This is a genomic window from Microcella sp. (assembly GCF_046293215.1).
GTDB lineage: Bacteria > Actinomycetota > Actinomycetes > Actinomycetales > Microbacteriaceae > Microcella.
The window spans coordinates 249112-273811 of the sequence record NZ_JBKBPI010000001.1; the positions used below are offsets into that span (position 1 = coordinate 249112).

Genomic DNA, 24700 nt, shown 5'->3' on the forward strand with positions numbered 1-24700 from the left:
CGACACGGATGCCCGGCCGTCTCTCAGCGGACGTGGCCGGCCTCGGACATCTGCCGCAGTTCGCGCTTCAGCTCTTGCACCTCGTCGCGCAGGCGCGCGGCGAGTTCGAACTTGAGCTCATCGGCGGCCGCGAGCATCTGGGCCGTGAGGTCGGCGATGATCGTCTCGAGTTCGGCGGCACCTTCAGCAGCTTTTCCTTCGCGTCGCCGCACCGGCGTAGCCGCCCGCTTGCCGTCGGCACGCCCCTCGAGCAGTTCCCGAGTGTCTTCGCCCTCGCGAATCAGCTGGTCAGTGATGTCGGCGATGCGCTTGCGCAGCGGGGTCGGATCGATGCCGTGCTCGGCGTTGTACGCGAGTTGTTTGTCGCGGCGGCGGTTGGTTTCGTCGATCGCCTGCGCCATCGACGGGGTGACCACATCGGCGTACATGTGTACTTCGCCCGACACGTTGCGCGCGGCCCGCCCGATCGTCTGGATAAGCGAAGTGGACGAGCGCAGGAACCCCTCCTTGTCGGCATCGAGAATGGCAACCAGCGACACCTCAGGCAGGTCGAGGCCCTCGCGCAGCAGGTTGATGCCGACGAGAACGTCGTAGACGCCCTGCCGCAGCTCTCTCAGCAGCTCGACGCGGCGCAGTGTGTCGACGTCGGAGTGCAGGTACCGCACCCGCACGCCGGCCTCTTCGAGGAAGTCGGTGAGCTCTTCGGCCATCTTCTTGGTCAGCGTGGTCACGAGCACGCGCTCGTCGCGTTCGACGCGCTGACGGATCTGTTCGAGCAGGTCGTCGATCTGGCCCTGGGACGGCTTGACCACGATCTGGGGGTCGACGAGGCCGGTGGGCCGAATGATCTGCTCGACGACGCCGTCGGAGACGCCCAACTCGTACTTTCCGGGGGTGGCCGACAGGTACACCTTTTGGCCCGTGCGCTGTAGGAACTCTTCCCACCGCAACGGGCGGTTGTCGAGAGCACTCGGCAGGCGGAAGCCGTGCTCAACGAGTGTGCGTTTGCGGCTCGCATCGCCCTCGTACATCGCGCCGATCTGGGGCACGGTGACGTGGCTCTCGTCGATCACCACGAGAAAGTCATCGGGGAAGTAGTCGAGGAGGCAGTGCGGGGGCTCGCCCGGCGCCCGACCATCGATGTGGCGCGAGTAGTTCTCGATGCCATTGCAGAAGCCAATCTGCTCCATCATCTCGAGGTCATACGTCGTGCGCATGCGCAGTCGTTGCGACTCGAGCAGCTTGCCCTGCCGGTCAAGTTCGGCGAGTCGCTCGTCAAGCTCGTCGCGGATCGTGCCGATCGCCCGGTGCATCGTGTCCGGTGAGGCCGCGTAGTGCGTCGCCGGGAAGACGGACACGGCGTCCAGGGTCTTGATCACGTCTCCGGTGAGCGGGTGCAGCGCATACAGCGCCTCGATGTCGTCGCCAAACATTTCGATGCGGATGGCGAGTTCTTCGTAGACGGGGATGATCTCGATTGTGTCGCCGCGAACGCGGAATTTGCCGCGGGAGAAGTCGACGTCGTTTCGCTGGTACTGCATCGCGACGAAGGCCCGAATGAGCTGGTCGCGTGAAATGCTCTGGCCGACCTGGAGAGCGACCATCGCGTCGAGGTATTCCTCCGCCGCCCCCAGGCCGTAGATGCACGACACGGTGGACACAACCACGACGTCTCGGCGACTCAACAGAGCGTTCGTCGTCGAGTGGCGCAGGCGCTCGACCTCGGCATTGATCGAGCTGTCTTTTTCGATGAAGGTGTCGGTCTGCGGGACGTACGCCTCAGGTTGGTAGTAGTCGTAGTACGACACGAAGTACTCGACCGCGTTGTGCGGCATCAGCTCGCGAAACTCGGTCGCGAGCTGAGCGGCGAGCGTCTTATTGTGCGCGAGCACGAGCGTGGGCCGCTGCACCTGTTCGATCAGCCAGGCGGTCGTGGCGCTCTTTCCTGTACCGGTCGCGCCGAGCAGCACGATGTCGGTCTCCCCCGCGTTGATGCGCCCCGCAAGCTCGGCGATCGCCTGGGGTTGATCACCGCTTGGCTGATACTCACTGACCACCTCGAAGGGGCGAACAGACCGCGTGGGTTGCATGCCGAAAGCCTAGGCCGCACCCCCGACATCGACGCTGGGCGGGCACTCAGCCTGCGGAACTGCCCGCGCGCAACCGACGCCACAGCTCGTCAGTCTGTGCGAGCGTCTCGTCGAGGGTTCCCGACGAGTCGATCACGACGTCCGCCATGGCGCGCCGCTCCGCGTCGCTGATCTGACTGCCGACGCGGTTCTCCGCCTCCCGCCGGTCCATTCCCCGCAGCTCAACAAGTCGAGCGATCCGCGTCTCGGCGGGGGCATCGACGACGACAATCGTGCCGAACTCGTCCGCAGCCCGCGCCTCCGCCAGCAGCGGAACGTCGTAGACGATCACCGCGTCGGGGTCGTTCGCGCGAGCATCCGCCACCGCCTCGGCGTAGCGTCGGCGAACCTCCGGATGCACGATGCCGTTCAGCACGCCCCTCGCCTCCTCATCGGCGAACACGATGCGCCCAAGCGCCGCGCGGTCGAGCGAACCGTCATCGCTGAGCACAGCGTCGCCGAAGTGCGCCACGATGGCGGCGAGCCCGGGGCTTCCCGGTTGGACCGCCTCCCGCGCCAGACGATCAGCGTCGATGACGACGGCGCCGAGTTCGGCAAGCCGCGTGGCGACGGTCGATTTGCCCGCGGCGATTCCTCCGGTGAGGCCGACGACATCCATGCGCGAAGGCTATCGGGCGAAGGTGAGCGCCCGGGTCTAGCATGACGGCAACTGAACCCGTCAGGAGGCGCCATGCTCGAACTGCTCACCGGCGCGGGACTCGCGGTATCGGCCGGTTTGAACGCCTACATTCCCCTGCTCATCCTGGGCCTTGCCGGCCGGTTCATCGAGGGCGTGACGCTGCCAGCGGGCTGGGCGTGGCTCAGCAACGAGTGGGTGCTCGGCATCATCGCCGTGCTGCTCGTCTGTGAGCTCGTCGCCGACAAGATTCCGGCCGTGGACTCGATCAACGACTGGATCCAGTCCGTTGTGCGCCCCGCCTCGGGTGGCATCGTCTTCGGTGGCGGAGCGAGTGCGGAGACGGTCGCGGTGAGCGACCCGGCGGCCTTCGTGGAATCGGGCCAGTGGGTGCCCATCGCCATCGGCGTCGGGATCGCCCTTGTCGTCCATCTTGCGAAGGCCCTCGTGCGGGTCGCCGCGAACACCCTCACGGCCGGTGCCGCCGCGCCCGCACTGTCGACCGCAGAAGACATCGCCGCCGTCACGCTCAGCGTTCTGGCGCTCGTTGTGCCGATCCTGGTCCTCGTCGTGATCGTCGCACTCGTGGTGGGCACAACGCTCGTGTTGCGGCGCGCCCGAGACCGACGCCGCCGTGTTCCGCAGCCGGAAACGGCGACGCGGGCCGCCTCCGTGTAGGAGACGACCCGCGTCGTACGGGCGCTCGCGCGCCCGGGTGGTGCTAGTTGCCCGACAGCTTCTCGCGCAGTGCGGCGAGCGACTCGTCGTCGGCGAGGGTTCCCGCGCCGGCGGAGTCGGAGCTGAACGAACCCGCGGCGGGAACGTCGAGCTCGGCCTCGTCGGTGATCGACTGGGCGACCTGCTTCTTGTGAGCTTCCCAGCGCGCCTGGGCGGCAGCGTAGTCCTGCTCCCACTTGGTGCGCTGCTCCTCGAAGCCGTCCTTCCACTCGCCCGACTCGGGGTCGAAGCCCTCGGGGTACTTGTAGTTGCCCTGCTCGTCGTACTCGGTGGGCATGCCGTAGACGGCCGGGTCGAACTCGGTGCCCTCGGGGTCGACACCCTCGTTGGCCTGCTTGAGGCTCAGCGAGATGCGGCGACGCTCGAGGTCAATGTCGATGACCTTGACGAAGACCTCGTCACCCACCGACACGACCTGCTCGGCGAGCTCGACGTGCTTGCTCGACAGCTCCGAGATGTGCACGAGGCCCTCGATACCGTCGGCGACACGAACGAACGCACCGAAAGGAACGAGCTTCGTGACCTTGCCCGGCGCGATCTGACCGATCGCGTGCGTGCGGGCGAACACCTGCCACGGGTCCTCCTGGGTCGCCTTGAGCGAGAGCGACACGCGCTCGCGGTCGAGGTCGACCTCGAGGATCTCGACGGTGACCTCCTGGCCAACCTCGACGACCTCACTGGCGTGCTCGATGTGCTTCCAGCTGAGCTCGGAGACGTGCACGAGGCCGTCAACTCCGCCCAGGTCGACGAACGCACCGAAGTTGACGATCGACGACACGACACCCTTGCGCACCTGACCCTTGGCCAGCGCGTTGAGGAAGTTCGACCGGCTCTCGGACTGCGTCTGCTCGAGCAGAGCGCGACGCGACAGCACGACGTTGTTGCGGTTCTTGTCGAGCTCGAGGATCTTCGCCTCGATCTCCTGGCCGAGGTACGGCGTCAGGTCGCGCACGCGGCGCAGCTCGATCAGCGACGCGGGCAGGAAGCCGCGCAGGCCGATGTCGACGATGAGGCCACCCTTGACGACCTCGATGACCGTACCGGTGACAACACCGTCGGCCTCCTTGATCTTCTCGACGTCGCCCCAGGCGCGCTCGTACTGCGCGCGCTTCTTCGACAGGATGAGGCGACCTTCCTTGTCCTCCTTCTGGAGAACGAGGGCCTCGACGCTGTCGCCGACGGCGACGACCTCGGTCGGGTCAACGTCGTGCTTGATGGAAAGCTCGCGGGAGGGAATAACACCCTCGGTCTTGTAGCCGACGTCGAGGAGGACCTCGTCGCGGTCGATCTTCACGACGGTTCCTTCGATGAGGTCACCGTCGTTGAAGAACTTCAAAGTCTCTTCGACCGCCGCCAGGAAGTCTTCGGCAGACCCGATGTCGTTGATCGCGATCTGCTTGGGGGCGTTGGTCGTTGCGGTTGTCATGTAGTGGTTGCTCCGATGCGGACAGGGTTCGGGCCCGAAACGACGTGGTGCATTGTGGGTGTCGTCCGGGCATGCGGACAGGATCGTCGTCAAATCGACGACTCTCCAGCCTAGCGCGGCGAGCGGGCGCGCGGCAAACGGCGGGCTACGCCCGGTTCAGGATGCTCGCGAGCGCGCCATCGAGATCGGGATACGCGAACGAGAACCCCGCCTTGTCGAGCCGCTCGGGCAGCACCCACCGGCTCTTCAGGACGAGCTCGGGTTCGGTGCGTAGCACCGCCATTGCCGGCTCAAGCATGAACCGGTAGGCGGGCAGGCCGATGGGTCGTCCCAGGCGGTGGCGCACGGCCCTCATGAGCGTGCGATTGTCGACGGGGCGGGGAGCGGTGACGTTCACCGGTCCCGCGATGTCGTCGTGAGCATCCAGGAATCGAAGCGCGGCGACAACGTCGTCGATGTGAATCCAGCTGACCATCTGCCGGCCACCGGGGCTGCCGGGAGGCAGGTCGGTGCCAGCGGCGCGGCGAGCGCGCGTCGACGGCCAGGAACCATCGTGCTGCGGGCCGCCGAGACCCCAGCGCGCCAGCCGAACGAGGGGAGGAAGAGCCCCTCCCCCGGCACCGAACACGATCGACAAGCGCAGCGCGACGCGTCTGGTGCCGGGCAGCTCGCCGTCGAACAGCGCCGACTCCCACGCGGAGGCGACCTGTTCACTGAACCGAGTGCCGATGTCGCCCGACGTCTCGGTCTGGGGGCGGTCGGTCGCGTGCCGGTAGATCGTGGCCGTCGACGCGTTGAACCAGATCCTCGGCGGCTGGGTGGCCTCGCGCACGGCAGCGTTCAGCTGTCGCGTCGTATCGACGCGCGACGACAGGATCTCGGCCCGGTTCTTCGCGGTATACCGGCAGTTGACACTGCGGCCCGCGAGATTGATGAGGGTGTCGGCGCCGTCAACGGCCTCCGCCACGGCGGAGGTGTCACCCCACGACACCGGACCGCGGCGGCCGATCGTCACGATCTGCCAGCCGCGGTCCGCGTAGTCGCGGGCCACCGCGTCGCCGATGAAGCCGGATGCCCCGGCGATCACCACGCGCGGCGTCATCGTCACTCGTCCACTCAGCCGAGCAGAGCGACCTTCAGCGTGTCGAGGCCGACGCCGCCGATGTCGAGGGCGCGCTTGTGGAACGCCTTGTCGCTGTAGTCGGCCCCCTCGCGCTGCTTCGTCTCGGCGCGCAGGTTCTCCCAGATGCGCTGACCGACCTTGTACGACGGCGCCTGGCCCGGCCAGCCCAAGTAGCGGTTCACCTCGAAGTGCACGAAGCCGTCGTTCATGTTGACGTTCTTGCGCATGAAGGCGAAGGCATCCTCGCTCGTCCACACCTGCCCCGTTTCGGGGTGAATCTTGCCGAGATGCACGCCGATGTCGAGCACGACGCGGGCAGCGCGCATGCGCTGGCCGTCAAGCATGCCCAGTCGGTCGGCCGGATCGTCGAGGTAGCCGAGCTCTTCCATGAGCCGCTCGGCGTACAGGGCCCAGCCCTCGGCGTGCCCGCTCGTGCCGGCCAGCAAGCGCCGCCATGAGTTCAGCTGCGCTCGGTTGTAGACCGCCTGGCCGATCTGCAGGTGGTGGCCGGGAACCCCCTCGTGGTACACCGTCGTCGTTTCGCGCCACGTGTCGAACTCGTCGACACCCTCAGGAATCGACCACCACATGCGGCCCGGACGCGAGAAGTCGTCGGTGGGACCGGTGTAGTAAATCGCGCCACCGGGGGTCGGGGCGATCATGCACTCGAGCTTCTTCACCGGGTCGGGAATCTCGAAGTGGGTGCGCGACAGTTCGTCGACGGCCGTGTCACTCAGCTGCTGCATCCACTCGCGCAGCGCCTCGCGACCGTGCAGTTTGCGCGCCGGGTCTTTCTCGAGGTGCGCGATGGCCTCTTCGACGCTCGCGCCGGGCAGAATCTGGTCGGCGACGCGGGTCTGCTCGTCGACCATGCGACGCAGCTCCTCGATACCCCACTCGTAGGTCTCGTCGAGGTCGATTGTGGCCCCGAGGAAGCGCCGGGAGAGCAGTTCGTACAGCTCACGGCCCACCGGATCGTCGGCGCGGGCGGCGGGCGCAAGCTCGTTCTCGAGGAAGTCGCCGAACCGGCCGTAAGCCTCGGCGGCCTGCCGGGCACCGTCGAGCAGGTCATTCTTCAGAGCGTCCGAGACCTCGGCGCCGCTCGCCAGCTCGTGGAAAAAACCGTCGGGGCTTGCGTTCGTGCGCACCTGCGTGAGCACCTCGCGCACCTGACGCACGGCGGGTGTGTTGCCGTGGGCGATACCTTCGCGCAGCGTTTCGGCATAGCCCTCGAGGGCGTCGGAGACACGGGTGAGCTTCTTCGCGATGATCGCCCAGTCGTCGTCACTGCCGGTCGGCATCAGGTCGTAGATTTCGCGGATGCCCTGGGCGGGCGAGGCGAGAACGTTGAGGTCGCGCGCCTCCCAGCCGGCATCACCCAGCTCGATCTCCAGAGTGAGTTCGGCGAGCAGATCGGTCTTGGTGACGCGGTCGGTGTCATCAACGGGCTCGGCCGCCTCGAGCTTGGCGATCGTCGCGTGAGCCGCGCCGCGCATCGCGGCACGGCCGTTCGGCGAGTAGTCCTGGTACCGGTCAAGGTCGCCGTCGGCCCCAATGTAGGTGGCCAGCTCGGGGCTGAAGGCGACGAGGGTGTCGACCCACTCTTCAGCGATGCGGTCGATCTCGGTGGGCGTGCGCGCTTCGTGAGCGCCAGTGCTCTCAGTCATGCAATCGAGACTAGTGCGCGGCCTCGTTCCAGTTCTGACCCACTCCCACCTGCACATCGAGCGGCACCGACAGCTCGGCGGCACCACCCATACGGGCGCGCACAAGCTCTTCCAGCTCATCACGCTCGCCGGGAGCGACCTCGAAGACGAGCTCGTCGTGAACCTGCAGCAGCAGCCGCGACGACAGTCGCCGCTCACGCAGGTCGGCGGCGACGCCAAGCATCGCGATCTTGATGATGTCGGCCGCGGTGCCTTGGATCGGAGCGTTGAGGGCCGCGCGTTCGGCGTTCTCGCGCAGTACCCGGTTCGGCGAGTTCAGATCACCGAAGGGGCGGCGCCGGCCAAAGATGGTCTCGGTGTAGCCGTCGGCGCGGGCCTGCTCGACGACGCTGCGCAGGTAGTCGCGCACCGCGCCGAAGCGGGCGAAGTAGTCGGCCATGAGCTGCTTGGCTTCGGACGTTTCGATTCCGAGCTGCTTGCTCAGACCGAAGGCGCTCAGCCCGTAGGCGAGGCCATAGCTCATCGCCTTCACCTTGGTGCGCATCGCGGGGGTCACGTCAGCCGGTTCGACGCCGAAGATGCGCGCACCGACGAAACGGTGCAGGTCTTCGCCCGAGCGGAATGCCTCGATGAGGCCGTCATCGCCCGACAGGTGCGCCATGATGCGCATCTCGATCTGCGAGTAGTCGGCGGTCAAGAGGCTCTCGAAGCCGTCGCCCGCCACAAAGGCGGCACGGATGCGGTGACCCACGTCGGTGCGCACGGGAATGTTCTGCAGGTTCGGGTCTGTTGACGACACCCGCCCCGTCGACGTGCCCGTTTGCTCGTACGTCGTGTGGATGCGGCCGTCATCGCGCACCGCCTTGTCGAGACTCTCGACGATCTGCCCGAGCTTGGTCGCGTCGCGGTGCTCGAGCAGGATGCCGAGGAACGGGTGCGGGTGCTTCGCCTGCAGATCGGCGAGCGCGGCGGCGTCGGTCGAGTAGCCGGTCTTGGTGGCGCGGGTCTTCGGCATGCCGAGCTCGTCGAACAAGACCTGTTGCAGCTGTTTCGGCGAGCCAAGATTCACCTCGCGGCCGATCTCAGAAAAGGCCCGCTCGGCGAGGCCGGCGGCCGTCTCGGAAAGCTCGCGCCTCAGCGTCTGCAGCCCGTCGCGATCGACGGCGACGCCGATCGCCTCCATGCGGGCCAGTACGGGCGCGAGCGGCACCTCGATGTCGGTGAGCACACGGGTCGACCCCCCGTCGAGACGCTCACGCTGCGCCTGCGCGACCCGCAGGAGGTACCACGCGCTGGTTGCGGCCGGCACGGCCTCGGTGTCGGGCAGCAACTGGTTGGGGTCGGCTTGCGGCAGGGTCTCCCCCAGCACGTCGTCGACAATCTCGGCGAGGCTTGCGGTGCGCGTGCCGGGGGCACGCAGCCACGCGGCGAGCTTGGCGTCCCATGCGATGCCGTCAACGGGCATCCCGACGGGGTCGAGCAGCGCGGTGAGCTGCTTGGCGTCGGCGACAACCTTGGGACTGTCGCTTGCCAGCCACTCCTCGAGGGCGGCGTAGTCGGGTCGATGGGCGGCCCAGTTCACCTGGACGGTCTCGCGGCTGTTCGCCAGCCCGATCGCGCGCAGCTCGCCGCCGTCCGCCTCGGCGACGAGCGCCAACTCGCTCGCACCGTTTGCCCGCAGCCACGCCGCGAGCTCCTCGTCGACGAGGGTGCGTACGGCAGGGGCTGCGTCACGCGCGGCGGCTCCCGCGTCGACGGCCTCGCCCATATCGGCACCCTCGGCCGCGGCGATCTTCAGCACGCGCTCGGTCAGGGTGCGGAACTGCAGGCGCTCGAAGACGCTCTTCACCGCGGGCACGGCCATCGGCTTGCGCTCGAGATCGCTCGGGCCGACCGGCAGTTCAACGTCGGTCACGAGGCGGTTCAGGCGGCGGTTGCGCTCGGCACGGTCGCGCTGCTCGCGGAGGTTGTTGCCGACGACGCCCGTGATCTCGTCAGCGTGGGCGAGCAGGTTGTCGAGCGAGCCGTACTGCGTGATCCACTTCACCGCCGTCTTCTCACCGACCTTGTCGATGCCGGGCAGGTTGTCGCTGGTCTCACCGACCAGTGCGGCGATCTCGGGATACTGCTCGGGGTTGATGCCGTAGCGTTCGCGCACCGCGTCGGGGTCGTAGCGCTTGAGTTCGCTCACCCCGCGCGCGTTCGGGTACAGCAGCGTCACCCTGTCGTTGACGAGCTGGATGGTGTCGCGATCACCCGAGACGACCAGCACATCAAAGCCCTGCTCGGCCCCCTGGGTCGCGAGTGTGGCCAGGATGTCGTCGGCCTCGAAGTCTTCCTTCGTGATGGTCGTCACACTCATCGCGGCCAATGCTTCCTGCAGCAGCGGCACCTGGCCCACAAACTCGGGCGGCGTCTCTCCGCGTGTGCCCTTGTACTCGGGGTACTCGCGAGTGCGGAACGAGTGACGCGAAATGTCGAACGCCACCGCAACGTGGCTGGGCTTCTCTTTCGCCAAGAGCCCCAGGAACATCGAAATGAAGCCGTGGATCGCGTTCGTGTGTTGCCCGTCGCGCGTGACGAAACTGTCGACCGGCAGGGCGTAGAAGGCCCGAAATGCCAGCGAGTGGCCGTCGACAATGAGCAGAGTAGGCTTTGCGGAGTCCGTCACGCCCGCCAGCTTAACGGCGTGCGCCGACGCGGCCCCGAGACCGCCCGACGCTCGCGAGGAGAACCTGTGACGCGCATCCCCGATGATCTCGACCCGGAGCTTGTCGCCCGTCTCGTGGAATCTGGCGGCGGGGCGCTCACGCGCAAAATGGGCATCGAGTTTCTCGAGCTGTCGGCCGAGAAATCGGTCGCCACGATGCCGGTCGAGGGCAACACGCAGGTCATCGGGCTGCTCCACGGCGGCGCACACGTCGTGCTCGGCGAGAGCCTCGGGTCGATCTCGTCGGCGATTCACGCCGGCCCCGGCCGCTACGCCGTCGGCATCGAGATCAACGCGACGCACTCCCGCTCGGTCACCAGCGGTCTCGTGACCGGCACCTGCACCGCGCTCGTGCTCGGCCGCACGCTCGCGACCCACGAGATCGTCATCCGCGACGAGGAGGGGCGGCGCCTCTCGACGGTGCGCATGACGAACATGCTGCGCGACCGCTGACGGGCGGGATGCGCGGGGCGCGTTCTACTTCTCGTCGTCCTTCTTCGCGTCTTTCTTCGGCGCGAGCTGGTCGATGATCGCCTGGGCGACGGCCTGCATCGTGGTGCGGCGGTCCATCGACGCCTTCTGGATCCAGCGGAAGGCCTCGGGCTCGGTCAGCCCCATGCGCTCGTTCAGCAGGCCCTTCGCGCGGTCGACGAGCTTGCGCGTCTCGAAGCGTTCGGCCATGTCGGCAATCTCGGCCTCGAGCGTGATGATCTGCTGGTAGCGGCTCAGCGCAATCTCGATCGCCGGCAACAGGTCGTTTTGCGTGAACGGCTTCACCACGTAGGCGAGCGCGCCGGCCTCGCTGGCCTGCTCAACCAGCTCTTTCTGGCTGAACGCGGTCAGCAGCACGACGGGGGCGATGTGGTTCTCGCTCAGTCGCTTCGCCGCCTCTATGCCGTCAAGCTTCGGCATGCGTACGTCCATCACGACGAGGTCGGGGCGAAGCTCGGTGGCGACCTCGACGGCCGCCTCACCGTCGCCCACATCGGCAACGACGTCGTAGCCGTTGTCGCGCAGAATCTCGACGATGTCCATGCGAATCAGCGACTCGTCCTCGGCGACGACAACACGGCGGGGGGCGGTGGTCTGCTGCTCATCACTCACGGACGAAAGCCTACGGTATGGTCACTACGCAAGCATCGATGGGGATGCGCGCAGGCCGGCTTGGCGGAATGGTAGACGCGACGCACTCAAAATGCGTTGTCCGAAAGGGCGTGTGGGTTCGAGTCCCACAGCCGGTACGAATGAATGCTCCTCACGGGCGCCCCTAGCGTCATTGTGATTCTGGGTCAAGCCCGGTGAGCGTACGACGACATCGCGGTTTCCTGGTGGTTCTCGAACGAAGGAGATCACCATGACCACCGCACGTTCCACCACGCATCCTCACGACCCCGCACGTCACCCTGTCCATACGGACGAGGGCGTTGCGGTGGGCTCGGCATTCCTCGGCTGGCTCACCGCCACAGGTGCCGCCCTTCTTCTCACCGCCCTGGTCGCCAGCATTGGAGCTGCAATCGGCCTTGGTAACGCAAATACGGCTGAAGAGGCGGTCGAAGGCGCCCTTGCCGAAGCAACGACGATCGGCGTTGTCGGTGCGATCATCCTGGCCCTGGTGCTGTTCATCGCCTACGTCGCAGGCGGTTATGTCGCCGGGCGCATGGCCCGCGTCTCGGGCATCATGCAAGGGTTCGTCGTCTGGCTGTGGGCCGTCGTCTTCGCCATCGTCGTCGGCGTACTTGCCGCTGTCGGAGGAACGCAACTCGACGGGTTCGCCCGCGTCGACGGGTTCCCCTTGCTACCGCTGACGGGCACCGACCTCACGGCGACAACAATCATCACCGCCGTAGTCATCGCCGTGGTGTCGCTGGCAGGCGCCATCCTCGGCAGTGCCGCGGGTACGCGCCATCGCCACACCGGCGACCCGAACGTCGTCGCACAGTAGGGGACTGCGGGGAGCCGCTACAGCGTGCGGCTCCCCGCGCCGACCCGTTCCAGCACGTCGGCGGCGCGACGACGACCGTCGCGGGCACGGATTGCCTCCCCTGTCGCCCGTAACCGCTCCAGGTGCGCCGCATCGGCCAGCTGCTCGTCGATGGCGGCGCGTAGCTCGTCGGCCGAGAAACCATACGTCGACAGGCGCCGACCGTAGCCCCGCTCGTGAACGCGCTGAGCGTTGTCGTACTGGTCCCAGAACAGCGGCAGCAGGACCATCGGCTTGCCCCAGTGCATCGCCTCGGTAGTGGTGTTGTTTCCCCCGTGAGTAATCACGAGGTCGACGAGGGGCAGGATCCGGGTCTGAGGCAGAAACTCAGCGCCCCAGCAGTTGGCGGGCAACTCGATCTCGTCGTGTCGCGGGCCCTTCGACACGATCACTCGGTAGGGACCATCCGCGAGGGCATCAAGCACCGAGCGCATGAGCGACACGTCGGCGCTGCCGAGAGAGCCGAGACTGAAGTAGATGAGGGGTTCATCGCCCGTGCGCAACTCGTCCGGGAGCGTGAACTCCTCGTCCGTGTCGCGGATCGACGAGTCCAGGCGGGTCCAGCTGTCGTCCAACGGGCGCGCGTCGGTGTAGTCGAGTTCGCGCGGGTACACGTAGAGGTTGGCCACGCCCGAGTGAATGAACTGAAGGTCGTCCAGCGGCGGCGCACCCTGTGACTCGACCCAGGCCGCGAAGTCGTGCCACATGGCGCGGTGCGTGCGGTCGTACTCGGCCCGGAAAGCGCCCCAGGCATCCCGATCGGCCTCCCCCAGCCCCGAGAAGACCGGCGCGATGTCATCGCCCCCAACCTCCAGGGGGTTGCAGCTGACGATGCGCACAAAGGGCTTGCCCGCGGTCACCAGCGCGGGGAAGCACAGCACGTTGTCTTCGATGATCACATCGGGCTGCACTCGCGCGATGATCTCGCGCAACTGCGGCTCGCAGTACCGCGCACCGTCGATCAGTTCCTGCCAGATCGGGGCGACCACCGTCTCGAGCTGCTCGATGGTGGGCTTGCGAAACTCCGGCTTGATCGCGTCGATGTAGTCCTTCCAGAACTGGCCAGCCGACTGCTCAGCCGCGCCGGCCTCCGGCGGGGGCGCGAGGTCAACGAGGTCTTCCTCGAAGCCGAGGGGTGCCAGCTTGCCCGCCCACGACGACTCGGCGGCGAAAACAACGCGGTGGCCCCGCGCACGCAGTTCGGCCCCGATGCCGATGCAGTTGTTCGTCGGACCGTAGGCGCTTTCAGGCATGAACAGGAAGGTCAACGGTGCGGTCATGGGCGCGGCTCTCCTCCTCCCGCGTGGCCTCCTCGCCACGCGCTTCTCCCCCATCCTGACACCGCCGCCGTCGGAACGGCAGTGCAAAGATGGGCGTCATGACGACCCCCGCACTACCCGCCCCCGGGGGCGTGTCGCTGGGGGCTGGCCGCGTCGAATGGGATGCTCGTGGCGCCGTTTCGATTACCGGCGCATCCGGCGAGGCGGTCGCCTCCGACGGGGTCGCCGCCGCCCTCGCCGCCCTCGCGGTGTCCGGCGCGACGGCGGGCCCCCTCGTCGGTCGACCGTCGTCGAGCGCATCCCCCGCGGTCTCGGGGGCCGAGTCCGCGTTCGCCGCCGACGTCGACATGACGAGCTGGGCCCTCATTGTCGGCAGCACCCACATCGTGAAGGTTCCGCGGCACCTCGGCACGGCCGACCGAGGCGCCCGATTGCAGCGACTCGTGGCCGAGAACGCGCCGGCACTCGTGCCGCCCGTCGTCGGCACGGTCGAACACGCCGACACCGGCACCCTGGTCGCCGTGGTGACCGCGCGGGTGCCCGACGCCACGGACGGATGGTCGTGGGCGGTTGACGCGCTCATGGAGCACCTCGACGGCGGAGCGGACCCCTCGTTTCCCGACGAGCTCGGGACACTCACGGCGCAGCTGCACGTGGCGCTCGCCGCTGCGACGGCGACGTCGCGCACGACTCCCCGTGCGCGCGGTGCCGAGGAGCGCGCCGCTGCCGTCGCCGTTCTCGCCGACGTCATCGCGCACGGCGCGGGCGCGGCCGAGCGCCCCGGCGCCGCGCAGCGGCTCGCCGCTCGATCGGCGGCGCTCCGCGACCTTATCGATGCGCTCCCTGATCCCACGGCTCCCGAATTCGCGCTCCACGGCGACCTGCACGTCGGCCAGGTGCTGCGCGACGGAGATGGCAGGTTGCGCGTGATCGATTTCGACGGTGACCCCCAGCATCCCGCCGGCGACGACGTCGGGGATGCCGCGCGGGATGTCGCCCACCTGCAGGTCTCCATCGACCTCGTCGGCGCCATCGTCGCCAAACGTCGGGGGGCCGATGACACACGCATCGCGCAGTGGTGTCGCACGGCGCAGGAGCGCCTGGTCGCCGCCTACGACGCGGTTGCTCCCAGTTATGGGGGGCAACCGCTGCTCGACCCCGCACGCCTTCCGGGGCTTCGGGCGGCGCGACTCGTGCGCGAGCTCCGCTACGCCCGCGACTTCCTGCCGCGGTGGGCGTACGCCGCCGACTGGGCGATCGCCCACCGATTCTCCGCCGACCCCAACTTGGAGGACCCACCGTGGACACCGCCCGCTTTTTCGACGACCTGACCGCGATTCCCGAGGCGTTCGCGCACCTCGCGGATGCGTTCGGTCAGCCGGACGACGGCGCCGCGCTCCGCGAGCGGCTCTCCCCCTCGCGGGTGCTGGTGCTGGGCATGGGGTCGAGCCGGTACGCGGCAGGCCGCGTCGCCCGGGCGGCCCGAGCGCTCGGACACGTCGTGATCGACGAACTCGCCAGCACCGACGAGTTGCCGCCGCCGGCGGACGACCTCGCCGTCATCGCGATCTCCGCGACGGGCGGCAGCGCCGAGGTGCTGCACGCTGTCGACCGCTACCGGGGCACCGGGCGACTCATCGCCGTGACCAACCGACCAGAATCGGCGCTGGCCGAGGCGGCCGACGCCGTGAGCCTGTTGCACGCCGGCGTGGAGGCAAGTGGCGTGGCGTGCCGCACCTACCGCCACACCGTCGTCGTGCTCGAGCGCCTGCTCGGCCTCACGACGGCCGAGGCCGCCCGACGCGAACTGGACCGCGCCGCGACAGCGACGGCGTCACTGCTCGCCGATCGGGACACCTGGCTCGAGCCGCTCAGCGAGGTGCTGCTCTCCCCGGCGGGAACCCACGTGCTTGCCCCCGCCGAGCGCCTGTGTTCTGCCCAGCAGTCGGCACTCATGGTGCGCGAGTTGCCCCGGCGCCTCGCGGTCGCCTGCGAGACCGGCGATTGGGCGCACGTCGACCTGTACACCGCGCGGACGCACGATTATCGAGCAGCGATCTTCCCCGGCTCACACTGGGACGCCCAGGCCGTCGACTGGTTGCAGCGCCGAAAGGCTCGGTACGCCGCGATCGGCGGCGAGCTTGACGGCGCGGAGCTCGTCGTGCGGTTCCCCGGCGACGAGGATGCGCGCATCCGCCCGCTCACGGAGCTGCTGCCGCTCGAACTGGTCGCCGACCGCTGGCGCGCCGCCGACCCGGAGTTCGCCTTTTCAGGGCGCCCCGGGCCGGCGTAATTCGCGGCGAACTACTCGACGCTCGCGCCCGCCAGCCACGCCGGCAGCTCAGTGCCGATCGTGTCGCCGACGGTGTGCACGCGAATGTCGTTGGTGCCGCCGGGAACGCCGGGAGGCGATCCGGAGATCACGACGACCTTGTCGCCCTTCGTCGCGAGGCCGTTGCCGAGCAGTGCCTCGTCGACCTGGCGGTACATCGCGTCGGTGTGGGTGACGCGCTTGACGAGGAAGGATTCGATGCCCCAGGTCAGCGCCATGCGACGCTGGATGGCCTCATCGGGCGTGAACGCCTTCATCGGGATGCGGAAGCGCAGTCGGCTCATTCGGCGCGCCGAGTCGCCCGACTCGGTGAAGACGCAGACGTACTTCGCCTCGACGAAGTCGGCGACCTCGGCGGCGGCAAGCGTGATCGCGCCACCCTGGGTGCGCGGCTTGGTGCCGAGCGGCGGAATGCGCTCGAGGCCGTGCTCCTCGGTGGAGTCGACGATACGAGCCATGGTCGAGACCGTGATCACGGGGAACTCCCCCACGCTCGTCTCACCGGACAGCATGACGGCGTCGGCACCGTCGAGCACCGCGTTGGCGACATCGGAGGTCTCGGCACGCGTCGGAATGGGGCTCGAGATCATCGATTCGAGCATCTGCGTGGCGACGATGACGGGCTTCGCCATGCGGCGGGCCAGCTCGACCGCGCGCTTCTGCACGATCGGAACGGCCTCGAGCGGCAACTCGACGCCCAGGTCACCACGGGCGACCATGATGCCGTCGAACGCGTCGACGATGCCCTCGAGCGCGTCGACCGCCTGCGGCTTCTCGATCTTCGCGATGACCGGGATGAACCGGCCCTCCTCGCGCATGATCTCGTGCACACGGGTCACGTCGTCGGCGTTGCGCACGAACGACAGCGCGATGTAGTCGGCGCCGAGCTTCAGGCCCCAGCGGAGATCATCCTCGTCTTTGTCAGAGAGCGCCGGAACGTTCACGGCGACGCCGGGAAGGTTGATGCCCTTGTTGTTCGACACGGGGCCAGCGACGACCACCTCGGTGCGTACCCGGACACCGTCAGTGTCGAGCACCCGCACCTTCACCTTGCCGTCGTCGATGAGCAGGAAGTCGCCCGGCTTCACATCGGCGGGCAGGCCCTTGAACGTGGTTCCGACGAGCTCTTTCGTACCCTCGACATCTTCGGTGGTGATCGTGAAGATGTCGCCCTCGGCGAGCTCGTGCGGGCCGTCGGCGAACTTACCCAGGCGGATCTTGGGGCCCTGCAGGTCAACGAGGACGGCCACGGGGCGGCCGGCGTCGGCGGCGGCCTGGCGGACGTTGCGGTACACCTCTTCGTGCACGGCGTAGGTGCCGTGGCTGAGGTTCATGCGGGCGACGTCGACGCCGGCCTCGATGATGGCGCGAATGTTCTCGTAGCTCGACGTCGCCGGCCCGAGGGTCGCGACGATCTTTGCTCGTCTCATGGGGTCCTTCAGTGAGTTGGGGTGGTGGTAGACACGGGGGCGAGCCTCCGTGGGTTCAGACCGCGATGGGGCGGTCTGTGGCCCGCACGGGTGCGGGAAGATCGGTGGTGCCCTGCAGGTAGCGGTCGATCTCGGCGGCCGCAGCACGGCCCTCCGCGATCGCCCACACGATCAGCGAGGCTCCTCGTCCGGCGTCGCCGGCGACAAACACGCCGGGCTCGACCGTCGTGTAGTCCGCGTCCCGGCGAATCGTGCCGCGTGCATCCACGGGCAGCGGGAACTGCTGGTTCAGCGTGTCGGTGTCGGCTCCCGTGAAGCCGAGCGACAGCAACACGAGGTCGGCCGGCAGTTCACGTTCCGTGCCCGGCTTGGGCACGCGGCGACCGTCAACGAAGTCGGTCTCGGCGACCACGACGGCACGCACTTCGCCCGCGTCGTTGGTGAGGAACTCGACGGTCGAGGCCAGGTACATGCGCTCGCCGCCCTCCTCGTGGGCCGACTGCACCTCGAACAGCGTCGGCTGCATGGGCCACGGCTGGTTCTCGGGGCGCTCGCTCGGCGGCTGCACACCGATCGCGAGGTTGGTCACACTCAGGGCGCCCTGACGGTGGGCGGTGCCGATGCAGTCCGCACCAGTGTCACCGCCGCCGAGCACGACGACGTGCTTGCCCTCCGCCGTGATCTGCTCGGCGACGGTGTCGCCGGCCTGCACACGGTTGGCCTGCGTGAGGTACTCCATCGCGAAGTGCACGCCGAGAGCGTCGCGACCCGGGATCGGCAGGTCGCGCGGGCGCGGCGCCCCCGTGGCGACGAGCACCGCGTCGTAGCGCCGGCGCAGCTCGCTCCACGTGATGTCGACGCCGATTTCGACGCCGGCGCGGAACCGCGTGCCCTCGGCCTGCATCTGCGTCAGACGCTGGTCGAGGTGGCGCTTTTCCATCTTGAAGTCGGGAATGCCGTAGCGCAGTAGGCCGCCGATGCGATCGTCTTTCTCGAACACGGCGACCGTGTGCCCGGCGCGCGTGAGCTGCTGCGCGGCCGCGAGGCCGGCGGGCCCGCTGCCGACGACCGCAACCGTCTTGCCCGTCAACCGCTCGGGCGGCGCCGGCTGCACCCATCCGTTGTTCCAGGCGTTCTCGATGATCGACGCCTCGACCTGCTTGATGGTCACGGCGGGCTGGTTGATCGCGAGCACACAGGACGACTCGCACGGCGCCGGGCAGAGCTTGCCCGTGAACTCGGGGAAGTTGTTCGTCGCGTGCAGTCGTTCGATCGCCTGGCGCCCTTCACCGCGCCACGTGAGGTCGTTCCACTCGGGGATGAGGTTGCCGAGCGGGCAGCCCTGGTGGCAGAAGGGAATGCCGCAGTCCATGCAGCGGCCGGCCTGACGCCGAAGCTGGCCGGGGTCGCCCTGCTCGTAGACCTCTTTCCAGTCCATGAGCCGGATCGGCACGGGACGCCTCGGCGGCAGTTCCCGCTCGGGCACGTTCAGGAATCCGCGGGGGTCAGCCACCGGTCACCTCCAGAATGCGGCCCCACACGATGTCACCATCGGGATCGAGGCCTTCGTCGAGCGCCGTTTGGCGGGTAGCCAAGACGGCAGCGTAGTCACGGGGCAGCACCTTCACGAAGCGTTCCAGCGCGGCGTCGCCGTCGGCGAGCAGACGCTGAGCAAGCGCCGACTCGGTCTCGTCGTGGTGCTTCTTCAGCAGCTCGCTGACCAGGGCGCGGTCGTCGGCGTCGAGGGGGCCGAGCGTCAGCTCACCGCTCGCGAGGCTGTCGCGGTTCACGCGGTCGTCGGTGAGGTCGAGCACGTACGCCGTGCCGCCGGACATGCCGGCGCCGAGATTGCGCCCGGTTTCACCGAGGATCACGGCGACGCCGCCGGTCATGTACTCGAGCGCGTGGTCGCCCACACCCTCGACGACCGCCGTTGCACCGGAGTTGCGCACGAGGAAGCGCTCGCCGACGATGCCGCGAATGAACAGCTCGCCGCTCGTCGCGCCGTAGCCGATCACGTTTCCGGCGATGACGTTGCGCTCGGCGTGGAACACGGCCTCGCGGGCGGGGCGCACGATGACGCGGCCGCCCGACAGGCCCTTGCCGACGTAGTCGTTGCTGTCGCCGTAGAGACGCAGCGTGATGCCGCGCGGCATGAACGCGCCGAGGCTCTGGCCGGCCGACCCGGTGAGCGTGACGTCGATCGTGTCGGGCGCAAGACCCTGCTCTCCGTGGCGCACGGTGACGGCGTTGCCGAGCATCGTGCCGACCGCGCGCTCGGTGTTGCGCACCGGCAGGTCGATGCGCACCGGCTGGCCGTGCTCGAGCGCGTCGGCCGAGAGTCGAATGAGCTGGTTGTCGAAGTGCTCATCGAGCTCGTGGTCTTGACCGACCCGGCGCGTGCGCGCGGCGTCGGCGGGGAACACCGGCCCCGACAGGATCGGAGCGAGGTCGAGACCATCGGCCTTCCAGTGCCGCACCGCGCGGTCGACATCGAGCAGTTCGGAGTGCCCGATGGCCTCCTCCAGGCTGCGGAATCCCAGCTGCGCCAGGTACTCGCGCACCTCCTGCGCGAGGAACTCGAAGAAGTTGATGACGAACTCGGGCGTTCCCGTGAAGCGCTTGCGCAGCTCGGGGTTCTGCGTTGCGACGCCCACGGGGCAGGTGTCGAGGTGGCAGACCCGCATCAGGATGCACCCGGAGACCACCATGGGAGCGGTCGCGAAGCCGTACTCCTCGGCTCCGAGGAGGGCCGCGATGATCACGTCGCGACCGGTCTTCATCTGGCCGTCGACCTGCACCGTGACGCGCTCACGCAGCTGGTTCAGCATGAGCGTCTGCTGCGCCTCGGCGAGGCCGATCTCCCAGGGCGTTCCCGCGTGCTTGAGCGAGTTGAGCGGGCTCGCGCCCGTGCCTCCGTCGTGGCCCGAGATCAGGATCACGTCGCTCTTCGCCTTGGCCACGCCCGCGGCTACGGCACCAATGCCCGACTCGCTCACGAGCTTGACGTGGATGCGCGCCGCCGGGTTCGACCGCTTCAGGTCGAAGATCAGCTGCTTGAGGTCTTCGATCGAGTAGATGTCGTGGTGAGGGGGCGGCGAGATGAGCCCGACACCCGGGGTGCCGTGGCGCAGGCGCGCGATCCAGGGGTAGACCTTGTTGGCCGGCAGCTGGCCGCCCTCACCGGGCTTGGCCCCCTGCGCCATCTTGATCTGGATGTCGTCAGCGTTCGTCAGGTACATGCTCGTCACGCCGAAGCGGCCCGAGGCCACCTGCTTGATGGCACTACGGCGCTCGGGGTCGAGCAGGCGCTCGACATCTTCACCGCCCTCGCCGGTGTTGCTGCGGCCACCGATGCGGTTCATCGCGATCGCGAGCGTCTCGTGCATCTCGGGGCTGATGGCCCCCATGCTCATGGCACCCGTCGTAAAGCGTCTGATGATCGACTCGATCGGCTCGACCTCGTCGAGCGGCACGGGCGCGCGCAGTCCGTCTTTGAAGCGGAACAGCCCGCGCAGCGTCATGAGCTTCTCAGCCTGCTCATCCACCGCTCGCGTGTACTCGCGGAAGACGTCGTAGCGGCCAGCCTTTGTCGCGTGCTGAAGCTTGAAAACCGTCTCGGGGTTGAACAGGTGCGGCGGACCCTCGCGGCGCCACTGGTACTCGCCGCCGATCGGCAACCGTTCGTGTGGGTTTGACGGCGACGAGGCGGGGTAGGCCAGAGCGTGCCGGCGGGCATTCTCTTCCGCGATCGTCTCGATGCCGACACCGCCGAGGATGCTCGTGGTGCCCGTGAAGTAGCGGTCGACGAACTCTTGGCTGAGGCCCACGGCCTCGAACGCCTGGGCGCCGGCGTAGGAACCCACCGTCGAAATGCCCATCTTGGACATGATCTTCAGAACGCCCTTGCCGAGCGCCTTAATGACGTTCGCCACGGCCTTCTCGGGCGTGATTCCCGTGATCATGCCGCTGCGCACGAGGTTTTCGACCGTCTCCATGGCCAGGTAGGGGTTGATCGCCGAGGCACCGTACCCGATCAGCAGCGCGATGTGGTGCACCTCGCGCACGTCGCCAGCCTCCACGATCAGGCCCACGCGCATGCGCTTCTCGGTGCGAATGAGGTGGTGGTGCACCGCGGCGAGCATCAGCAGCGACGGAACCGGCGCAAGGTCGGCCGTCGAGTCGCGGTCGCTGAGCACGATGAACTCGGCGCCGTCGTCGATCGCCTCGTCGACCTCGTCGCACATCGCCTGGATGCGCTTCTCGAGCGCGCGGGGACCCTTGTCAACGCGGTACAAGCCCTTGATCGTGGTGGTCAGGGCGCTGCCGGGACGCGGGTCGATGTGCTGGATCTTGGCCAGCTCATCGTTGTCGATGACCGGGAAGTCGAGCGTGACCTGCCGCGCGTGACGCGGGGTCGCCGCCAACAGGTTGCGCTCTGGCCCGAGGCCCAGCGCCATCGACGTCACGACTTCCTCGCGGATGGAATCGAGCGGCGGGTTCGTCACCTGGGCGAACTGCTGGGTGAAGTAGTCGAACAGCAGGCGCGGACGGTCGCTGAGCACGGCGATCGGTGTGTCAGAACCCATCGCTCCGAGCGGTTCGCTGCCGGCCTTCGCCATGGGGGCCAGCAGAACGCGCACCTCCTCTTCGGTGTACCCGAAGGTGCGCTGACGGCGCGTGATCGAGGCGGGCGTGTGAACGATGTGCTCGCGCTCGGGAAGCTGCGACAGGGCGATGCGGTTGCCGGCCAGCCACTCGCCCCACGGTTCGAGCTCAGCCAGTTCGCGCTTGATCTCGTCGTCTTCGATGATGCGGCCCTCAGCCGTGTCGACGAGGAACATCGCGCCGGGACGCAGCCGGCCCTTGCGCACGACTCGAGCGGGGTCGATGTCGAGCACGCCGATCTCGCTGGCGAGCACCACGAGGCCGTCGTCGGTGACGAGGAAGCGGCCGGGGCGGAGCCCGTTGCGGTCGAGGGTGGCGCCGACGAGCGAACCGTCGGTAAAGGACAGCGCTGCCGGGCCGTCCCACGGCTCCATGAGCATCGAGTGGTACTCGTAGAAGTCGCGCAGTTTGCGGTCGATGCCGGTCTGGTTCTCCCACGCCTCGGGGATCATCATCATGATCGCGTGCGGAATGCTGCGCCCGCCGAGGCTCAGCAGCTCGACGACCTCGTCGAAGGAGGCCGAGTCACTCGCGCCGGGCGTCACGATGGGGAACACATCGCGCAGGTCGCCCAGCAGCTCGCTGACGAGCTGGGACTGACGCGCGCGCATCCAGTTGCGGTTTCCCTGGACCGTGTTGATCTCGCCGTTGTGCGCGATCATGCGGAAGGGCTGCGCAAGAGGCCACGACGGGAACGTGTTCGTCGAGTAGCGGGAGTGCACGAGCGCGAGCTTCGACGCGAAGCGCTCGTCGCTGAGGTCGGGGTAGAACGGCTCCAGCTGCAGGGTGGTGACCATGCCCTTGTAGGTGATGGTGCGGCAGCTCAGCGAAGGGAAGTACGCGCCCAGCTCACGCTCGGCGCGCTTGCGAGTGCGGAACGTCTGTCGGTCGAGGGCGATACCCGCAAGCGGAGCACCCGTCGCGTCGGCACGCGCCGACGCCACAAAGAGCTGTTCGATCGCGGGCATGGCCTCGCGCGCCAGCGTGCCGACCTGGCTCGGGTCGACGGGCACCTCGCGCCAGCCGAGGACCGTGAGGCCCTCCTCGACGGCGATGGCCTCGATACCCGACTTCTCGCGCGCCCGCTCGGCCGCGTCGGTCGGCAGGAAGGCGGCGCCGACGGCGTACGCGCCCGCGGCGGGCAGAGCAAAGGGCACGACCGCACGGAAGAAGACGTCCGGCACCTGGGTGAGGATGCCCGCGCCGTCACCGGTTCCGGCGTCGGAGCCGACCGCACCACGGTGCTCGAGGTTGCGCAGAGCGTCGAGGGCGTTCTGGATGATGTCGTGGCCGGCGGTGCCGCGCAGGGTCGCCACCATGGCGAGCCCGCAGGCGTCGCGTTCGCGCTCGGGGTCGTAGGCACCCTGCTTGGCAGGGATACTCGAAAACCGGCGATACGGGCTGTGAGTCATGCGCGTGACCGTCCTCACATGTGTTCGTGCTGAGGTGCGGGACGTCGCTGGCCCAGGGACTGTGTGCGCGGAATCGCGCGCCGCGGAGCGTGGAACCGGGATCAAGGTGGTGGCGATCCGTGCGGTTACGCGTTCGCGGCGGGTCCGCTTGTGGCGGAAGGTGCGCCGGATTTCTCGGCGACCTCGACGGCGTCTTTGCCGGCCAGGTCCGTCTCGGTGTAGACGTCCTCGGAGTCTACCCCAGCGTCGGGAGACCAACCCCGACCCTCGATGTACGGCCCCGGTTCTTGGCCGTGGTGTCGGCGGCGTTGCACGATCACGATGACGATGCCGAGCACCACGGCGGCCCACGCCGCCCAGACGTTCACGCGCACGCCCAGGAAGAGTTCGCTCGGGTCGAGGCGGATCGTCTCAAACACGCTGCGCCCGACGCCGTACCAGATCAGATAGCCGCCGAGCAGCTTGCCCCACTGCACGCGCAACCGCGCGTCGATGAGCAGCAGCACCGCAGCGCCGGCCAGGTTCCAGACGATCTCGTACAGGAACGTGGGGTGAAACAGCACGTCCTCGGGTAGACCCACGGGGATCGCCGGGTTCGGGCGGTCGATCTCGAGACCCCACGGCAGGTCGGTGGGCAGACCGAACAGTTCCTGGTTGAACCAGTTGCCGAGGCGACCGAACGCCTGGGCGATCAGCAGTCCCGGCGCGAGCGCGTCGGCGAACGACCAGAACCGGATGCCCGTGACGCGGCATCCGATGTAGGCGCCCACGGCTCCACCGATGAGGGCGCCGAAGATCGCCATGCCGCCCTCCCAGATGTACAGAACGCGCAGCAGGTCGGCGCCCGGGAAAAAGTAGTCGGCGGGGTGCGTCACGACGTGATATATGCGACCACCGATGATGCCCAGCGGAACGGCGAACAGCGCGATGTCGAGCACGATCCACGGTTCAGCACCGCGGCGCGTCAGGCGCACGTGGGTGAGCCATACGGCGGCGGCAATGCCGAGCAGGATGCACAGCGCGTAGGCATTGATCGTGACATCGAAAGAGAACCACGACAGGCCGATGTCACGCAGCCACTGACCAAGGTTGAACGCGCGCCACTCCTCGCCAGGACTCGGGATGCTGAGGGCAGAGATCACGGATGCGGGCCTTTCGACAGGGTGG

The 24700-nt window shown here is 68.1% G+C and carries 17 protein-coding genes and 1 tRNA gene; 6 read left to right on the plus strand and 12 right to left on the minus strand.

Features of this window, described 5'->3' with window-relative positions; genetic code table 11:
- Positions 1–23 precede the first annotated feature (23 nt).
- Both uvrB and coaE read right to left on the minus strand, forming a co-directional pair.
- A complete protein-coding gene (gene uvrB / locus ACK4SC_RS01205) occupies positions 24–2090 on the minus strand; it encodes an excinuclease ABC subunit UvrB (RefSeq protein ID WP_409614072.1) in 2067 nt (688 codons plus the stop codon).
- A gap of 46 nt (positions 2091–2136) precedes the next feature.
- A complete protein-coding gene (coaE, locus tag ACK4SC_RS01210; protein ID WP_409614073.1) occupies positions 2137–2748 on the minus strand; it encodes a dephospho-CoA kinase in 612 nt (203 codons plus the stop codon).
- 72 nt (positions 2749–2820) lie between these two features.
- Here coaE and ACK4SC_RS01215 point away from each other — a divergent pair, with 72 nt between their 5' ends.
- The gene (locus ACK4SC_RS01215; protein ID WP_409614074.1) at positions 2821–3444 is read left to right on the plus strand and encodes a DUF4126 domain-containing protein; all 624 of its coding nucleotides are present in this window, start codon (positions 2821–2823) and stop codon (positions 3442–3444) included.
- 43 nt (positions 3445–3487) lie between these two features.
- Here ACK4SC_RS01215 and rpsA read toward each other — a convergent pair whose 3' ends face one another.
- From rpsA to polA, 4 genes are all read right to left on the minus strand, one after another.
- The gene (rpsA, locus tag ACK4SC_RS01220; RefSeq protein ID WP_409614075.1) at positions 3488–4930 is read right to left on the minus strand and encodes a 30S ribosomal protein S1; all 1443 of its coding nucleotides are present in this window, start codon (positions 4928–4930) and stop codon (positions 3488–3490) included.
- Positions 4931–5075: 145 nt separating this feature from the next.
- Positions 5076–6032 carry an epimerase gene (locus tag ACK4SC_RS01225; RefSeq protein WP_409614317.1) on the minus strand — a complete coding sequence of 319 codons (957 nt, stop codon included), beginning with the start codon at positions 6030–6032 and terminating at the stop codon, positions 5076–5078.
- Positions 6033–6046: 14 nt separating this feature from the next.
- Positions 6047–7720 carry a DUF885 domain-containing protein gene (locus tag ACK4SC_RS01230; protein ID WP_409614076.1) on the minus strand — a complete coding sequence of 558 codons (1674 nt, stop codon included), beginning with the start codon at positions 7718–7720 and terminating at the stop codon, positions 6047–6049.
- A gap of 10 nt (positions 7721–7730) precedes the next feature.
- The gene (polA, locus tag ACK4SC_RS01235) at positions 7731–10391 is read right to left on the minus strand and encodes a DNA polymerase I (RefSeq protein ID WP_409614077.1); all 2661 of its coding nucleotides are present in this window, start codon (positions 10389–10391) and stop codon (positions 7731–7733) included.
- 66 nt (positions 10392–10457) lie between these two features.
- On the opposite strand from polA, the gene ACK4SC_RS01240 reads away from it, so the two are divergent.
- The gene (locus ACK4SC_RS01240) at positions 10458–10883 is read left to right on the plus strand and encodes a hotdog fold thioesterase (protein WP_409614079.1); all 426 of its coding nucleotides are present in this window, start codon (positions 10458–10460) and stop codon (positions 10881–10883) included.
- A gap of 24 nt (positions 10884–10907) precedes the next feature.
- Here the strand turns inward: ACK4SC_RS01240 and ACK4SC_RS01245 are convergent, their stop codons facing one another.
- The gene (locus ACK4SC_RS01245; protein ID WP_409614080.1) at positions 10908–11534 is read right to left on the minus strand and encodes an ANTAR domain-containing response regulator; all 627 of its coding nucleotides are present in this window, start codon (positions 11532–11534) and stop codon (positions 10908–10910) included.
- A gap of 54 nt (positions 11535–11588) precedes the next feature.
- Between ACK4SC_RS01245 and ACK4SC_RS01250 the strand changes: the two genes are divergently transcribed.
- Positions 11589–11671, plus strand: a tRNA-Leu gene (locus tag ACK4SC_RS01250).
- Positions 11672–11784: 113 nt separating this feature from the next.
- On the plus strand, positions 11785–12372 hold the full coding sequence (locus ACK4SC_RS01255) for a hypothetical protein (protein WP_409614082.1): 588 nt from the start codon (positions 11785–11787) through the stop codon (positions 12370–12372).
- A 17-nt stretch (positions 12373–12389) separates the two neighbouring features.
- Here the strand turns inward: ACK4SC_RS01255 and ACK4SC_RS01260 are convergent, their stop codons facing one another.
- Positions 12390–13691, minus strand: a complete 1302-nt coding sequence (locus ACK4SC_RS01260; protein ID WP_409614083.1) for a glycosyltransferase — start codon at positions 13689–13691, stop codon at positions 12390–12392.
- A gap of 98 nt (positions 13692–13789) precedes the next feature.
- Between ACK4SC_RS01260 and ACK4SC_RS01265 the strand changes: the two genes are divergently transcribed.
- Both ACK4SC_RS01265 and ACK4SC_RS01270 read left to right on the plus strand, forming a co-directional pair.
- Positions 13790–15022, plus strand: coding sequence for a phosphotransferase (locus ACK4SC_RS01265; protein ID WP_409614084.1), 1233 nt, complete (start codon positions 13790–13792; stop codon positions 15020–15022).
- Positions 14992–15984, plus strand: a complete 993-nt coding sequence (locus ACK4SC_RS01270) for an SIS domain-containing protein (RefSeq protein ID WP_409614086.1) — start codon at positions 14992–14994, stop codon at positions 15982–15984. Before ACK4SC_RS01265 ends, ACK4SC_RS01270 begins: the two co-directional genes overlap by 31 nt.
- An 11-nt stretch (positions 15985–15995) precedes the next feature.
- On the opposite strand, the gene pyk is transcribed toward ACK4SC_RS01270, so the two are convergent.
- From pyk to lgt, 4 genes are all read right to left on the minus strand, one after another.
- Positions 15996–17453 carry a pyruvate kinase gene (gene pyk / locus ACK4SC_RS01275; RefSeq protein ID WP_409614088.1) on the minus strand — a complete coding sequence of 486 codons (1458 nt, stop codon included), beginning with the start codon at positions 17451–17453 and terminating at the stop codon, positions 15996–15998.
- A 55-nt stretch (positions 17454–17508) separates the two neighbouring features.
- Positions 17509–18966 carry a glutamate synthase subunit beta gene (locus ACK4SC_RS01280; protein WP_409614090.1) on the minus strand — a complete coding sequence of 486 codons (1458 nt, stop codon included), beginning with the start codon at positions 18964–18966 and terminating at the stop codon, positions 17509–17511.
- Positions 18959–23533, minus strand: a complete 4575-nt coding sequence (gene gltB / locus ACK4SC_RS01285) for a glutamate synthase large subunit (protein WP_409614091.1) — start codon at positions 23531–23533, stop codon at positions 18959–18961. The genes ACK4SC_RS01280 and gltB overlap by 8 nt, the downstream gene beginning before the upstream one ends.
- Positions 23534–23658: 125 nt before the next feature.
- On the minus strand, positions 23659–24675 hold the full coding sequence (gene lgt, locus ACK4SC_RS01290; RefSeq protein ID WP_409614093.1) for a prolipoprotein diacylglyceryl transferase: 1017 nt from the start codon (positions 24673–24675) through the stop codon (positions 23659–23661).
- Between the last annotated feature and the right edge of the window lie 25 nt (positions 24676–24700).

What these genes read in the sequence shown, in the direction of transcription:
- uvrB (WP_409614072.1), bottom strand. Translation starts at nt 2,090, where the DNA reads ATGCAACCCACGCGGTCTGTTCGCCCCTTCGAGGTGGTCAGTGAGTAT.
- coaE (WP_409614073.1), bottom strand. Translation starts at nt 2,748, where the DNA reads ATGGATGTCGTCGGCCTCACCGGAGGAATCGCCGCGGGCAAATCGACC.
- ACK4SC_RS01215 (WP_409614074.1), top strand. Translation starts at nt 2,821, where the DNA reads ATGCTCGAACTGCTCACCGGCGCGGGACTCGCGGTATCGGCCGGTTTG.
- rpsA (WP_409614075.1), bottom strand. Translation starts at nt 4,930, where the DNA reads ATGACAACCGCAACGACCAACGCCCCCAAGCAGATCGCGATCAACGAC.
- ACK4SC_RS01225 (WP_409614317.1), bottom strand. Translation starts at nt 6,032, where the DNA reads ATGACGCCGCGCGTGGTGATCGCCGGGGCATCCGGCTTCATCGGCGAC.
- ACK4SC_RS01230 (WP_409614076.1), bottom strand. Translation starts at nt 7,720, where the DNA reads ATGACTGAGAGCACTGGCGCTCACGAAGCGCGCACGCCCACCGAGATC.
- ACK4SC_RS01255 (WP_409614082.1), top strand. Translation starts at nt 11,785, where the DNA reads ATGACCACCGCACGTTCCACCACGCATCCTCACGACCCCGCACGTCAC.
- ACK4SC_RS01260 (WP_409614083.1), bottom strand. Translation starts at nt 13,691, where the DNA reads ATGACCGCACCGTTGACCTTCCTGTTCATGCCTGAAAGCGCCTACGGT.
- ACK4SC_RS01265 (WP_409614084.1), top strand. Translation starts at nt 13,790, where the DNA reads ATGACGACCCCCGCACTACCCGCCCCCGGGGGCGTGTCGCTGGGGGCT.
- pyk (WP_409614088.1), bottom strand. Translation starts at nt 17,453, where the DNA reads ATGAGACGAGCAAAGATCGTCGCGACCCTCGGGCCGGCGACGTCGAGC.
- gltB (WP_409614091.1), bottom strand. Translation starts at nt 23,533, where the DNA reads ATGACTCACAGCCCGTATCGCCGGTTTTCGAGTATCCCTGCCAAGCAG.